This is a genomic window from Acetobacter fabarum, from assembly GCF_029069195.1.
In the GTDB taxonomy this organism is placed as follows: Bacteria; Pseudomonadota; Alphaproteobacteria; order Acetobacterales; family Acetobacteraceae; genus Acetobacter; species Acetobacter fabarum_A.
In genome coordinates, this window is record NZ_JARDYK010000001.1 from 394,218 (window position 1) to 408,165 (window position 13,948).

Sequence of the window (13,948 nt, forward strand, 5' to 3'; positions counted from 1 at the left end):
AAACGCAACGCCGATGTTTGATGTTCTTGTCATCGGTGGGGGAGCGGCAGGGTTAATGGCCGCCCTGACGGCAGGCCAGCATGGTCGCAGCGTAGCGGTGCTGGAGCATGGGCCGGAAGTTGGGCGGAAAATCCTTATTTCTGGCGGTGGGCGGTGTAACTTTACCAACCAGACCATGCGGGCGGACCGGTTTTTGTCCGCCAACCCGCATTTTGTAAAATCCGCCATCAGCCGTTACCAGCCCAGCCATTTTCTGGACCTTCTGGCCAGACACCGCATTGCCTGGCACGAAAAAAAACTGGGCCAGCTTTTTTGCGATAATTCCGCACATGATATTGTGCAGATGCTGCTGAATGAATGTGCTGCGGCCCATGTGCGGATTCTCACTGATGTGCGGGTCTATGATGTCAGCAAATCCGATGTGTTCCGGGTTCAGACCTCTCGGGGGGATATGACCGCCCGCGCCGTGGTGCTGGCAACGGGGGGGCTGTCCATTCCCAAACTGGGGTCCAGCCGCTTTGCGTATGAAATGGCACGGCAGTTTGGTCTTGCGGTTATTCAGCCCGAGCCAGCCCTTGTTCCGCTGACCTTTGGTGGCGAGAACGAGGAGTGGGTGCGTTCATTGGCGGGGCTTTCGCTCCCTGTACGGGTCACATGTGGCAAAACCACGTTTGAGGAAGCTCTTCTGTTCACGCATCGGGGCATGTCTGGTCCTGCCTTGTTGCAGATTTCGTCCTACTGGTCGGCGGGGCAGCCCCTGTTTGTGGATTTTCTGCCGGGGCAGGATGTGGCCGCTTTGCTCATGAAGCTGAAAAAAGAAGGCTCCAAGGCCAGAGGAGCCGGGGCTCTGGCGCGCTGGCTGCCGCAACGTCTGGCGCACGCCATGGTGGAACTGGGCGCGCCCGAGCGCACGCTGGCGGAATGGGCTGACCGGGATATCCGGCTTATGGCGCAGCGGGTACACCGTATGGAACTCAAACCGCAGGGGACGGAAGGCTTTGCCAAGGCCGAGGTCACGCGCGGAGGGGTGGATACCAAGACCCTGTCTTCGCGCACCATGGAGGCGCAATCCGTGCCGGGGCTGTATGTGGTGGGCGAAGCCGTGGACGTAACAGGCTGGCTGGGGGGCTATAACTTCCACTGGGCCTGGGCCAGTGGCCATGCTGCGGGCGAGGTTGCGGGCGCGTTCTGACACGCTGCCGTACCCCGGCCCGCAAGGGAGCAGGGGGGGGGAAGTTTATGCCTCTTTTGCTTCTGCTGCCAGTTCCAGTGCGCGCGCATAGACCGTGCGCCTTGGCAGACCCGCCGCGGCGGCTGCCAGTGCGGCGGCATCCTTGACCGAATGTGTATCCAGCAGGGTACGTAATGTGGTGTCCAGATCATCGGCGGAGGTTTCAACCTCCGGGGCCGGACCGAGCAGGACGGTAATTTCGCCCCGTGGCGGGGTCTGGGCATAAAACGTAGCCAGTTCTTCTGCCGTGCCGCGTTTGACTTCCTCAAACCGTTTGGTCAACTCCCGTGCTACGGCACAGGCACGGTCGGGGCCGAATACACAGACCATGTCCGCCAGTGTTTCTGCCAGACGGTGGGGTGCTTCGTGCCAGATCAGTGTTGCGCTTAGCCCCGCGCGTTCGGCTGCGTGCAGTCGGGCGAATGTTTCTTTCCGCGCGGCGGAGCGGGGGGGTGGAAAACCCACAAACATATACGGGTGGGGCGGCAGACCGGACAGGACGAGGGCGGTCAGCGCCGCGTTGGGGCCGGGCACAACGGTTACGGGAATATCCGCATCAATGGCAGCACGCGTCAGCCTGAATCCGGGGTCCGAGAGCAGGGGCATGCCAGCATCGGATACAAGGGCAATCTGTACCCCTTCGCTCAGGCGGCGGATCAGGTTGGGTACACGCTGGCGCTCATTATGCTCATGCAGGGCTTCGGTCCGGACAGAAATACCCCGATCCGCTAGAAGTCGGGCTGTCATGCGGGTATCTTCGCACAAAACCAGATCGGCCCGCGCCAGCGCTTCGGCTCCTCTGGGGCTGAAATCCCCCAGATTGCCAATGGGGGTCGCAACCAGCACAAGTCCACCTGAAAAACGCGCATGACTTGGCGCATGTCCTTCGGTATGCAAAGGTTCGACCCCATTGGAAGACGGTGCCTCGGACGGGGTATTGGTAGAGGATGATCTGGATGATGACGCGTGCATACTCGCTCCTGTCAGGGCTTTCCCGTCAAGGTCTGGCGGCAAACCGGGCATTGTGCAAGACCGGAGTGGCTGCCCTTGGTGCAACGGGGCTGATCCTTGCCGGATGTGCTGACCAGTCCGGGTCATCGGGTACGGGGGCGGTTATAGCGCCAGCTACACAGGCCACCAGCCACAAGGTGGGGGTGCTGCTGCCGTTGAGTGGCAATAATGCAGCCCTTGGGCACGAACTGCTCGCAGGTGTGCAACTCGCCCTTGGAGGGGCGGGACTGCCTCCTGATTTGCAGCTGGATGTGCATGACACGGCAGCAATAGGGGGGGCAGCCTCGGCCACGTCCGCCGCTTTACAGGCCGGGGATGGTATTCTGCTTGGCCCGCTGACCAGTGGAGACACCGCAGTAGCGGCCCCAGCGGCACAGGCTGCGGGTATTCCCGTAATGGCCTTTACCAGTGATATTACGCAAGGGCGGCCCGGTGTGTGGGTTATGGGCATTACCCCGGAAGAGCAGGTGCAGCAGCTTGTTGCACAGGCCAAGCGGGACGGGCGGCAGCATTTTGCCGCATTGCTGCCAGATAACGCGCTGGGCCACGCCATGGGGAACGGCCTGATCAGCGCCTGCCGTGATCAGGGGTTGGCAGCACCTGCCGTAGCGTATCATAACGGTACGGCGGACAGCATTGCCCAGACACTGCGCCAGCTATCCAACTATGATGCGCGTGTTGCCGCGGTAAAACAGGCCATGCCTGCAACGCCCGTGCCTGGCGCCACCACAACGCGAGGTAACTCCAGTGAAGTGACCGGGCTGACCGAACTGCCAAAGCTTGCGCAGTTGCCTGCCAGTCTGGCTGCGGCACTTGGGCAGGACCCCAACCAGCCTCCGGCCCCCACCGTCCAGCCGGGGCAGGCATCAGATGGCGCTTCAGCCCTTGTTGCTCCGGCAGGTCCGCAGATTACGTTGGGCGCTCCGCCGTTTGATGCGCTGTTGCTGGCTGATATTGGGCTGGGGTTGAAAAACGTGCTGGATGCACTGGTTGTCACACAGGTTAATATGCCTGATGTCCGTATTATGGGGCCGGGGCTGTGGGCGTCTTTTGCCTCCAAGCTCGGGGCGATCAAGGGGGCGTGGTATGCTGCACCTGACCCTACCTCCCGTCAGGCTTTTGTCTCGCGCTTCATGGCGCGTAATCACCACATGCCCAAGCCGCTGGCTGACATGTCGTACGATGCGGCAACAGCCGCCCTGACCGTGGCCCGCAGCGGTGTGCCCGGTTACCCTGCTGAATCCCTGACGCGCCCGGGTGGTTTTGCCGGAGTGGACGGCACCTTTACGCTTCTGCCAGATGGGCGCGTACGCCGCGCTCTTGGGGTGTTTGAAGTCATGGGGAACGGGAGCGACGCCCGTATGATCTCAGCCCCGATGCAGGCAAAAGCCGGAACGTCCGGCTAAGCTGCCATCAACCGTTGGGTTACTGGGCAAGGCGGCCATGCCTGCCAGAATCTGGGCTACCCGTGCAATGACATCGCCCCATTGGCGGGGCGTGGTCTGGCGGATAATGCGCAGGGTTGGGTACCAGGGGGTATCCTCCCTCCCATGCAGCCAGCGCCAGCAATTATCGTAACGATCCATCAGCAGCACGGGTTTGCCCAGCGCACCTGCCAGATGAACGACCGAGGTATCCACCGTAACCACCACGTCCAGCCCCATGATCAGGGCTGCCGTGTCATCCATGGTGTGCAGGCTGTCTGTAGGGTCGTATAGCGCCATGCCTTCTGGCGGGTCCATCATCTGTTCGGCGTAAGGGCCTTTTTGCAGGCTGATCAGGTTAATGCCCTGTACGGCTCCCAGAGGGGCCATGGTGTGCAGGCTCATGGAACGCCTGCGGTCAATCATATGGGCAACATAGGAGGTCGGGCGTGGAGCGCCGCCCCAGACCAGTCCTACATTCAGTTTGCCATTCATGGGCAAAAGCGTGGCCAGTGCCGCAACCTTTTGGCTATTGGCCCGGAGATACGGCACGGGCGCACCCCACGGGTGAGATGTGGCGGCAAAAACCCGTGGCAGGCTGATAAAAGGGCAATACCAGTCATAGGTCGGGGTTGTGCCGCCCACCTGTACCGTGTGGACCCCCTCTATATTGCGGCACAGGTCTGCCAGCGCTTCTGGCACCCACAGATGGAGTATGGCGCCACGCTCGGCCAGTGGGCGAACGTACCGCGCAAACATGAGCGTATCCCCCAGACCTTCCTCATGCGTGATCAGTACGCGCTGGCCGCTCAGGTCGGTGTTGGAGCCGAGGGTTGGCAAAAGGCGTTCCATGGGTGGGCTGGGATGCCCTGGGAGTTGAAAGCGCCATTCATGCTCGCGCCAGCCCTGAGCGTACCGACCAGCCTTGAGCCGGGCGACAGAGTGATTGACCCTGATCCGCGCATCCTGCGGGCGCAGGGCAAGTGCCTGAGCAAAATAGGCAAAAGACTGCTCCATTTGCCCCTGTGCCGCCAGAACGGAGCCAATATTGGCCAGAGTGGGTACATCGTTCGGGGTATGGTGCAGGCATGCTGTCAGGCATTGCAGGGCAGTGTCCAGCGCGCCGCTTTCGGTATGCGCCATGGAGAGAAGGTTATGGGCAAGCATATTCTGCGGGTGCCGGGTGGTTACTTTCGTCAGTGTGGCTATGGCGGCCTCGAACTGGCCGGTCTGGACCAGCAGATCGCCCAGAACCGTGTGTATGCGTATGTCGGCAGGAGCTGACTGGATTGCTGCACGGCACACGGCAATGGCGGCATTGCGCTGGTCCAGAGCGACCATGAGTTCGCTCAGGTCCTGTATGGGGTGCTGGCTGTCGGGGTTACGCAGGCCGATGGTGGTTAGAATCCGGGCGGCTGCGAGGGTGTCTCCCTCACCACACAGGCAGAAGGCGTGCAGGATTAAAGCCTGTTCGTTCTGTTGCGCTACAAGGGGGGCCAGCAGGGAGCGTGGCTGGCTGAACTGACCTGCCTGAAGAGCCTGCATTGCGTGGCGCAGTGTTGTCAGTTCTGTGTCGGGTGTGGTGGAGGGGCAGCGCATGGTTGTGTTCCGCATGGTTTATGGGGCGGGTGGCAAAAACACACGGTTTCTGGCTGGGCATAAAAAACCCGGCAGGGCTGTAAGCCATGCCGGGTCAGGGAAAACTGGGTCAGAAGGGAAACGGGCTTTGACCAAAAAAACTCAGGCGGCTTTCATGACCGCGGTCAGTTCTTCCAGAACCGCATTGGGTTCTTTCTTTTCCAGCACGGCAACCTCCGCCACAAAACGTTCCTGTGCGGCTTCGAACAGTTTACGTTCGCTAAAGCTGCCGTCCAGACTGTCCACGTTGCGACGCAGGTCACGCAGGACTTCCGCGATCTGCACCAGATCACCGGAATTGATTTTTTCCTGGTACGCAACGGCCCGGCGTGCCCACATGCCTTTGCTGACATGTGGCTTACCTTTGATGATGGACATGGCTTTGTCCACAATCTCGCGCGAGACAATCTTGCGCAGGCCGGATTTGCGGGCCTTGGAGAGCGGAATGCGCAAGGTCATCTGGTTGCCGGGGAAGGAAATCTGGATCACTTCCAGCTTGGTCCCGGCAATTTCGTCAATCCCGATCCGGTCTACACGCCCGACGCCGTGAGCGGCATAGACAATGGAATCCCCTTCCTGAAAAGGATCTTCGTCTTTCACCTTGGTTTTGGCCTGGGCCGCAGTGGTGGCGGCAGCGGTGCGTGCCATTGCATCTGTCACGCCGCCTTTTGGAGGTGTTCTAAACGTGTTCATGGTCGGGACCTGTAGCATAAAATGCGCTGTTTGTCTGCAATATAAAAGAATAGGGCCGGCAATGTTCTTATTGCTGGACGCCATTTTGTGTTTGCAGGGGCGGGGCAGTCTGCTCACCTGTAGGCTGGATCACATCAATTTCAATATTACGGGCCATGGTGGCCATGGGGAGTGCGTGCGGTGTGCCTGAAAAGGGGTTTTGCAGGTCGTCTGCACTCTTGTCCAGAATAAGGAACAGGCACCCTACGAGCGAAGACCCAAGGGGTGTAATCCATTCCAGCGTCTGCACCATGGAGAGAGGCAGAACAATACAGAAAATATTCACCAGCGCGCGTGGCAGGACGGAAAACTGTATGGGCAGAGGGGTGTTGCGAATACGCTCCAGCCCGCCCTGCGCATTGGCGATGTCAGACAGGATGCGGTCGATCTGGCCATGAACCGCGCCATCTATGCCCTTGCGCGTGACTTCCTCTTTAACACCCAGACCAATCTGGTAGAGAATGGCGTTGGGTTTGTTGCGGTATGTCTCAATGGCTTTGAGCATATGGGGGGGGAGCAGGCGCTCCACATCCGCGCTGGCATCAATCGGGCCGAGCGCCATGCGCAGGGCGTGGGGGTAGGCGGCAATGGCGTGTATCAGGTCAGGCCGGTCACCCAGCAAGGTGCCTGCCTGTCGGCCAAAGGAGCGGCAGTTATTGGTAATGGCACCCCATAGTGTACGCCCCTCCCACCAGCGTGCATACGCACTGTTGGAACGGAAACCCATGAACAGCGCCAGTGCCGAACCAATAAGGGAAACCGGCAGGCTGGGCTGTTCCATCCATTCCTGATGGAAAATCTGAAAAAGAATGACAACAACCAGATCCCACGCAGCCATAAGCAGGATGACCATAAGGATTTCCCGCGTGATAATGCGTAAGCCGACCTTCTGGTCAACAATCATTCAAAAATCTCCGGTTTCTGTGTCACAGGGCGGCATGCCCGGTGTCATTTTAACACACAATACATCGTAGGGTTGCCTGTGCGATGATGGTTTGTGCATGCTGGGTAATGGTAAGCATGAGCGCGTATGGCTGACCAGATGAAAAGGGTCATGGGTATGACTGAAACAACAGGGCTGACACTGCTGGAAGAACATCGGGCGCATGGCGGGCGCGTGCTGTTTTATGAACATTCTTCCAGCGTGCTGGGGCTTCCCGCGCGCTTTGGCGTGTTTTTGCCGCCTTCGGCAGAGCAGGGCGGCAAAGTGCCGGTTGTGTATGCTCTGGCCGGGTTGACCTGCACACAGGAGACTTTTCTGATCAAGGCTGGCGCGTTGGCTGAAGCTGCCCGGCTGGGGGTGGCTCTGGTCACGCCCGATACCTCGCCCCGTGGTGCAGGCATAGAGGGTGAGAACACGGACTGGGACCTGGGAACAGGTGCCGGTTTTTATCTGGACGCAACCCGGCAGCCATGGGCGCAGCATTACCGCATGGGCAGTTACGTAGCGCAGGAACTGCCTTTGCTGGTGGAAGCCGCTCTGCCGCTGGATGGCGCAAGGCGGGGGATCATGGGGCATTCCATGGGCGGGCATGGTGCGCTGGTGCATGGATTGCAGGCTCCCCTGTTCTGGAAGTCCATTTCCGTCTTTGCGCCTGTTGTACATCCATCCGTGACGCCTTGGGGCCAAAAGGCGTTTTCCACCTATCTGGGGGCAGATCGTGCAGCCTGGCGCACGCATGATGCCGTATGCCTGCTGGAGGATGGTTATACCCATCCCGCGCCCATTCTGGTGGATACCGGGCTGTCCGACCAGTTCCTGCAGCGTGAACTCCAGCCATGGCATCTTGTGGCCGCAGCGGAAAAGGCCGGACAGACGCTGATCTGCCGCGAGCATGACGGGTATGATCATTCCTACTGGTTTGTGCAGAGTTTTGTGGCCGATCACCTGCGCCATCATGCAGGGCTGCTGGGTGTATGAATTTCCAGCGCCATGTGCCGTGAGTGTTTGTAACACATGGCGTAGCCTGAACCGGCGGTCGAGTTCCGTCTGAGGAAAATATGCAGACGCCTTGCGCGGGATTTCATTCCGGGATGCAGAATGCTCCCCTTCAGCCGGGGAGTTAATGGCAGGCCGGAATGTTAAATAAAAATGCACAACAGTGTAAATATTATATAAACCTATATTTTAAGATTACTTAAATAAAGTACGCTTATATGTGAATTTATAAATTAACATAATTTTTAATTATTTTTGAAATCATTTGGCTCTGTGCTTTTAGAATAAAGCGGGAATGCCAATATGATAACCTGGTTTTTGTCCAGAGCGACTGCAAAATCGTCTTTGCCCATTGTTAATGGGGTCAGAACATTGTTGCTTGGGAGTGCTGTTAGTATTGTCGGCTATGCCATGCCAGCATCGGCCCAGACAGATGCTTACGGCAACAAGACACCGGATGCGTCGAATACAGGTGCGAATTATCGATATAACACGCAGGATTTTCCGTCATCGGATAATGGGTATGTTACCGCCGACCCTTCAGGAAGAACGTATTTCATTCCGGCGGGGAGTCTGTCTTTTCTCGCATCGTCATATACAGTCGGCAACCATTATGTAGGCCAGAACGTGTCTGCCAGTGACGCGGGTGGGCTACTTGCCATGCCGGGCAACCCGCCACCATTCTCACCGGAAGTTTCCCTTCTGGCAGGTAATTATATCATTCCGTCTTCATTAACGTTGCAAATAGAGAATACTGCGGCAAATTCCTATGCGGTCTTGTATCAGAATTATGTATCCGGCGTACACATTGCCAATACAAACGGCGGGGTAATATATCTTGATGGGAATACAGCAGACGGGGTGATACTGCACAACGATGAATCCAATATGTATGTCATGGATAATTCAGCGAACAGTGCGCATATAGACAATCAATACGGTAGCGGCATGAATTTTATCGGGAATAGTGCAGTAGGCGCATCCATAAACAATGATGCGTCCAGTATGAAATTTATAAATAATATAGCGAATAGCGCCGTAATAGTCAATAGTAATGGTGGCAATATGGATGTGGAAAATAATACGGCTAACAATGCAGTGATTACAAATGAGTCCGGAAGCACCCTGTATTTGACAGCTAATAAAGCAACGGGTTTAACAATAGGCAACACCGGCGCAACCCTGACTGCTGAAACCAATATTTTATCCAATGCAATAGTGATAAATAACGCTTCAGCCACTATGAATTTGAAAAAAAATGATATTAACGAAACATCTCTGAACAATAATGCCTCAAATATGAGCATTGTTGGCAATACGATAAACAATTCAAATATGATCAATGGAAATGGCGCTACAATAACCGCCTCGGGATCATTTATTACAGAAACAAAAATCACAAATGGTTCGGCTTCTGATTCATCAAACTCCACAACACTAGTAAACAATACAGCCTCGGGCATGATCATAGAAAATTATGGAACAATGGGTCTGTATGGCAACAATATTTCTGAATCGACCATTATGGCGGCCGCAAACACCCTGACGACGATTGGTGAGTGTTCCACCAGCCTGGGGTGTGACAGTAATACGGGAAGTATGATCCAGAATACAACTTTTACCAATAACGGTATTTCTACCGTAAATGGCGGGGTGAACCTCTCCGGCTCAACGATCATCAACAATGCGGTCCTTGATTTGTCCAATACGGCTCTCACGGCTGGGGGGGATATCACCAATTCGGGCACCATCACGATGTCTGGCAACAACTCCGTACAATCCAGCGTGGAAAATAACGGAACGCTCAATGTTGTCAGCGGAGTTTCTGCTCTCAGTGGCGCATTGGGCGGTCATGGGGCAATGTCCGTTACGGGTGCGTCCGTCACGCTGTCTGGTAATGGTACCTACATGGGAAGCATTGCGGTTCAGGATGGCGTTCTGGACGTTTCTGGCGCAATTCCCAATGCTACGGTTGACGCGCGGAATGGTGCGACCATTCAGGGGAACGGCACAATCGGCACAACTACGCTTGCGTCAGGTTCCGTCATTTCTCCCGAGGCGGGGGGGAGCATCGGCACATTGACCGTCAACGGCAATCTTACGGTGGAAGATGGCGCAAAATATATTGCCGATGGCCGGGCGGATACGGTCATAGGCACTGTTGCTTTACAGCGCGCGACCCTGAACCGTATGGCCAGCGATCTGGTGTCGGTTACGGGTTCAGTCAATCTCATGGGGGGAGATGTTTCCTTCAGCTCCCTGTCCGGAAAGGTCGCGCCGGGGCAGGTGTATCGTCTGCTGACTGCCGGGAATGGTGTCAGCGGGCAGTTTTCAAGTCTGACCACACCCTATGTTTTTCTCTCTTCCCAACTGTTTTATTCCTCCAATGCCGTGGATGTTCTGATGACACGTAACGCCCAGAGCTATTCCGCGGTGGCGGCAACACGTAATCAATTCATGACCGGGATAGGGGTGGATGGGTTGAGCGCAAGCAATGATGTTGCTCTGGCGCTGGATGGCCTGAGCACGGATCAGGTCCGTCCCGCACTGAATAATCTGTCCGGGGAGGTACATGCCTCAGCCCGCACGGCTCTTGTTCAGGACAGTTTTTTCGTAAGGCAGTCTGCGCTGGACAGGCTGGATACGGCGGATTGTGACGGAAGTATTGCGGACTCAACCCTGCATACGGCGTCTTTGAAAACCGGTCGCAAGGATGGGGGGTGTCTGGCTGACCAGCCCGTGATCTGGGGGGAGGCATATGGCAGCCTTGGTCATAACAGTGGCAATGGCAATGCCGCGAACATGAATCATTCCACAGCCGGATTTATCATGGGCATGGATACGCTTGTGGCGCAGACGTGGCGTGTAGGTGGTATGTTTGGCTACGGTCGTTCCATGTTTAACGTAGGGAGCGGTCGTGGGTCATCCGGCCATAGCAACAATGTGACTGCGGGTGGATATGCGGGTACGCACTGGGGGGGGCTCAATCTGCGGCTTGGTGTTGCCTATACGTGGAATATGCTGAGTATTACCCGCAATGTCGCGGTTGCAAATTTTACGAACCATCTGTCCAGTGATTATCTTGGCGGCACGGCGCAGGCATATGGCGAGCTGGGCTACAAGTTTCATATCGGTCACGGCATGGTCGAACCCTTTGGCAATCTGGCGTATATCAATCAGCATACTAACGGATATAACGAACAGGGGGGTGTTGCCGCACTCCATGGCAAGGGGATGGATACAGGGGTGACATTCTCAACCTTTGGCATCAAGGGGTCTTCCCTGTTCCATGTGGGAAAACTTGCTCTGGTTCCACATGGCTCGCTGGCGTACCGGCATGCTTTTGGCCTGTCTACATCTACTACGCATGAAATGTTCAGACAGGCCCGTTATGGCGATATGGATGTTGCCGGGGTTCCGCTGTCTGTCAACGCGGCGGTGGTTGATACGGGACTGACCGCAAAACTGACTGACAGGATTGATGTTGGCCTGTCCTATACAGGTCAGTACGGGAACCGGTCTGTTGATAGCGGAGCAAGAGCACAGGCGCGTTTTCAGTTCTGAGGAATGGAGGCTACTGGCGCGAAGGAGGGAAGGCTTTTTTTTCGTGCCAGTTATTGAGAATTTTTGGGCGTGCTCCAGGGGCTTCCCCGTTAGACCGGAAGCGACGGGTTGTGCTCCATGCCCGCCAGTGCGCCCAGCCACTTCGTGTATTCCATCCCCATCAGCCGCAGGGTGGACATCCGCCACGGGTGCTCCATGGCAGGGGGCATGACCGGGTAAGGTGTCAGGGTGATATCGGGCAACGTGCGGCCGAGTTCAAGCATGGCGCGACGCATATGGTAGCCTGCGGTCACAATAATCAGGCTGTTGATGTGGTGATCCGCAACCCACGCGGCAGTTTCGGTTGCGTTACCAATGGTCGAGCGTGCCTGATAGCCCAGCGTAATACGGGCGGCCATGTCAGGCGGGATGGAGGCGGGTAGCAACGCGCGCACCGATGTCTGCAGGTCCACGCCGGAAATAAGCAGGCGCGCATCGGGGTTGCTGGCAAGCAGGCGGAGAGACGCTTCCACCCGCCCTGTTCCCCCGGTCAGGGCCACAATGCCATCGGCATGCAGAGTGGGGGCGGGGGGCTGGCGTGCATCATGGATGAACCAGACAAACCCGGCCAGCCAGCATCCGGCTACCAGCAGGCAGGTTTTTTGCAGCAGGGGCAGGAACCGCTGACTCAGGCGGGGCAGGAGCATGGCGTTGTGCATTATGGGAGGCGGAGCAGCCACAGGCGCACCATGACCTGAGTTGTAAACCAGCAGATAAACGCAGCGGCAAAGGGAAGAAGCGCCAGTGCGCACAACATGTCTGACGGTACGGTGTCAGCCAGTGCCTGCCAGTTCTGGGGTAACAGCCGCTCAGGGGTCGTCAGTGGAACACTGGCGAAGGGGGTTGCCATTTGCAGGAGCAGCAGCAGAGGCAGGCAGGCCATAAGAGTTCCGCACAGTCCGCCACCAAAACCAAGGGTTGCGGTGCGCCATGCAAAACGGCCTGCAATATAGCTGTCCGAAGCTCCAAGTCCGTGCAGGGTTTTTATAATGTCCCTGCGTGTGGAAAGACCGGTGCGTGTGGCAAGGCCGGTTATCATGGTGGCAATGCCGCCTACACTCAGCAAGGCCAGCCCCGCGCAGGCCAGCAGGCTGTTGGCCAGTGCCCGCAGGCGTTCGCCCCAACGGGCGTTGTGCTCCATTATGGTGCCGGGAACATGGCTGTTCAGTGTCGGCTCCAGTGTGGCGGGCACGGTTGCCTCCGGTGGGAGTCTGACGCGGATAATCGCAGGGAGTGGCAAGGCGGAACTGTCGGCTTCTCCCAGCCACGGTTCCAGCAGGCGGGCCAGCTCCGGCGGGGTAAGCTGGTGTACTTCCGTGCCTTCAGGCAGGCTGGCAAGTTCTGCCATAACGGCCTGCACGCGGGTTGTGGTGGCACGGCTTCCGTCCTGTGTGGCCAGTGGAGCGTTGGCATCTGGCACCTGAATGGTAAGCAGCTGGGCAGCCCCACCCGACCAGCGTGCGGAGAGCGCGCGCGCGCCGCTGGCTCCGGCCAGGGTCAGTGCCGCCAGAAAGCCCATCATGGCTACCAGCGCGAACAGGCTGCGATCTGGCAGGGCCTCGGACAGGGAGAGACCATCCTTACGGCCAGAAAAAGGGCGTGTCATGCCTGTGTATCTCCCTCTTCCACCAGATGCCCACGCTCAAGAAACAGAAAAGGGCGTTCAAGCCTGCGCACAAGGGATTCGTTGTGGGTAGCCACAATAACCGTGGTGCCCATGGCGCTGAGTTCGGCAAACATGTCGAGCAGGCGGCAGGCCTGACTTTCCTCCAGTGCGTTTGTCGGTTCGTCCGCCAGAATAAGGCCCGGTCGGTGGATGATGGCGCGGGCAATGGCGGTGCGCTGCTGCTCCCCGCCGGAAAGCCGGGTGGCGGGCACATCCACGCGCTCGCCCAGCCCTACCCATTTGAGAATGGCGTGAACCTCGTCCTGAATTTCATCCTCTGGCCGGTTCTGCAGGCGTAGAGGCAGGGCCACGTTATCTGCCACGGACAGGTCGGGCATGAGCCGATAGTCCTGATGTACCATGCCGATTCTGTGGCGCAGGCGTACAAGGGCTGCGCGTTTTTCGTCCTGTGCAACGGTTTTGCCCAGAATGGTCATCTGCCCATCGGTGGGCAGGTTTTCAATATGCAGCAGGCTGAGCAGGCTGCTCTTGCCAGCCCCTGAAGGCCCAAGCAGCCAGCGGAATCCGCCCTGCGGCACAGCAAAGGACAGATGGGCCAGAACAGGCCCGCTATCCTTTTTGCCCCGGCGCCAGGAAACATTGTCCAGACGAATCATTTACAGTTTTCCGGGCCAAAAAGCATAAAAACAAGGCAGATCACTCATTCTCCAACTGTAGCGGATAGTTCCGTGCACTGTCGATTG

Annotated in this window: 12 protein-coding genes; 4 read left to right on the plus strand and 8 right to left on the minus strand. The window is 57.5% G+C overall.

The window, feature by feature from the left end:
* Window positions 1–13 precede the first annotated feature (13 nt).
* Complete coding sequence (locus tag PY793_RS01825; protein ID WP_275176681.1) at window positions 14–1,192, plus strand: BaiN/RdsA family NAD(P)/FAD-dependent oxidoreductase; 1,179 nt, start codon at window positions 14–16, stop codon at window positions 1,190–1,192.
* Window positions 1,193–1,237: 45 nt separating this feature from the next.
* Here PY793_RS01825 and rsmI read toward each other — a convergent pair whose 3' ends face one another.
* Complete coding sequence (gene rsmI, locus PY793_RS01830; RefSeq protein WP_275176407.1) at window positions 1,238–2,203, minus strand: 16S rRNA (cytidine(1402)-2'-O)-methyltransferase; 966 nt, start codon at window positions 2,201–2,203, stop codon at window positions 1,238–1,240.
* Here rsmI and PY793_RS01835 point away from each other — a divergent pair.
* On the plus strand, window positions 2,191–3,648 hold the full coding sequence (locus PY793_RS01835) for a penicillin-binding protein activator (protein WP_408744652.1): 1,458 nt from the start codon (window positions 2,191–2,193) through the stop codon (window positions 3,646–3,648). The genes rsmI and PY793_RS01835 overlap by 13 nt on opposite strands.
* Here the strand turns inward: PY793_RS01835 and PY793_RS01840 are convergent.
* The 3 genes from PY793_RS01840 to PY793_RS01850 form a co-directional block, all read right to left on the minus strand.
* Entirely contained in the window at window positions 3,610–5,265 is a 1,656-nt protein-coding gene (locus PY793_RS01840; protein WP_275176409.1) for a tetratricopeptide repeat protein, read from the minus strand. The genes PY793_RS01835 and PY793_RS01840 overlap by 39 nt on opposite strands.
* Window positions 5,266–5,406: 141 nt before the next feature.
* Window positions 5,407–5,997: a CarD family transcriptional regulator gene (locus tag PY793_RS01845; RefSeq protein WP_086647188.1), complete on the minus strand. Its 591-nt coding sequence runs from the start codon at window positions 5,995–5,997 to the stop codon at window positions 5,407–5,409.
* A 67-nt stretch (window positions 5,998–6,064) separates the two neighbouring features.
* Entirely contained in the window at window positions 6,065–6,940 is an 876-nt protein-coding gene (locus PY793_RS01850) for a bestrophin family protein (RefSeq protein ID WP_275176410.1), read from the minus strand.
* 156 nt (window positions 6,941–7,096) lie between these two features.
* Between PY793_RS01850 and fghA the strand changes: the two genes are divergently transcribed.
* Window positions 7,097–7,957, plus strand: coding sequence for an S-formylglutathione hydrolase (fghA, locus tag PY793_RS01855; protein WP_275176411.1), 861 nt, complete (start codon window positions 7,097–7,099; stop codon window positions 7,955–7,957).
* Between the two features lie 950 nt (window positions 7,958–8,907).
* On the opposite strand, the gene PY793_RS01860 is transcribed toward fghA, so the two are convergent.
* On the minus strand, window positions 8,908–9,438 hold the full coding sequence (locus PY793_RS01860; RefSeq protein ID WP_275176412.1) for a hypothetical protein: 531 nt from the start codon (window positions 9,436–9,438) through the stop codon (window positions 8,908–8,910).
* Here PY793_RS01860 and PY793_RS01865 point away from each other — a divergent pair.
* Window positions 9,437–11,539, plus strand: a complete 2,103-nt coding sequence (locus tag PY793_RS01865) for an autotransporter outer membrane beta-barrel domain-containing protein (protein WP_275176413.1) — start codon at window positions 9,437–9,439, stop codon at window positions 11,537–11,539. The two genes, PY793_RS01860 and PY793_RS01865, sit on opposite strands and share 2 nt — an antisense overlap.
* An 89-nt stretch (window positions 11,540–11,628) precedes the next feature.
* On the opposite strand, the gene PY793_RS01870 is transcribed toward PY793_RS01865, so the two are convergent.
* The 3 genes from PY793_RS01870 to PY793_RS01880 are packed head-to-tail and all read right to left on the minus strand — an operon-like array spanning window position 11,629 to window position 13,861.
* The gene (locus PY793_RS01870; protein WP_342803906.1) at window positions 11,629–12,225 is read right to left on the minus strand and encodes a YdcF family protein; all 597 of its coding nucleotides are present in this window, start codon (window positions 12,223–12,225) and stop codon (window positions 11,629–11,631) included.
* Window positions 12,226–12,236: 11 nt separating this feature from the next.
* The gene (locus PY793_RS01875) at window positions 12,237–13,184 is read right to left on the minus strand and encodes a cell division protein FtsX (protein ID WP_275176415.1); all 948 of its coding nucleotides are present in this window, start codon (window positions 13,182–13,184) and stop codon (window positions 12,237–12,239) included.
* On the minus strand, window positions 13,181–13,861 hold the full coding sequence (locus PY793_RS01880) for a cell division ATP-binding protein FtsE (RefSeq protein WP_275176416.1): 681 nt from the start codon (window positions 13,859–13,861) through the stop codon (window positions 13,181–13,183). The genes PY793_RS01875 and PY793_RS01880 overlap by 4 nt, the downstream gene beginning before the upstream one ends.
* Window positions 13,862–13,948: the final 87 nt, after the last annotated feature.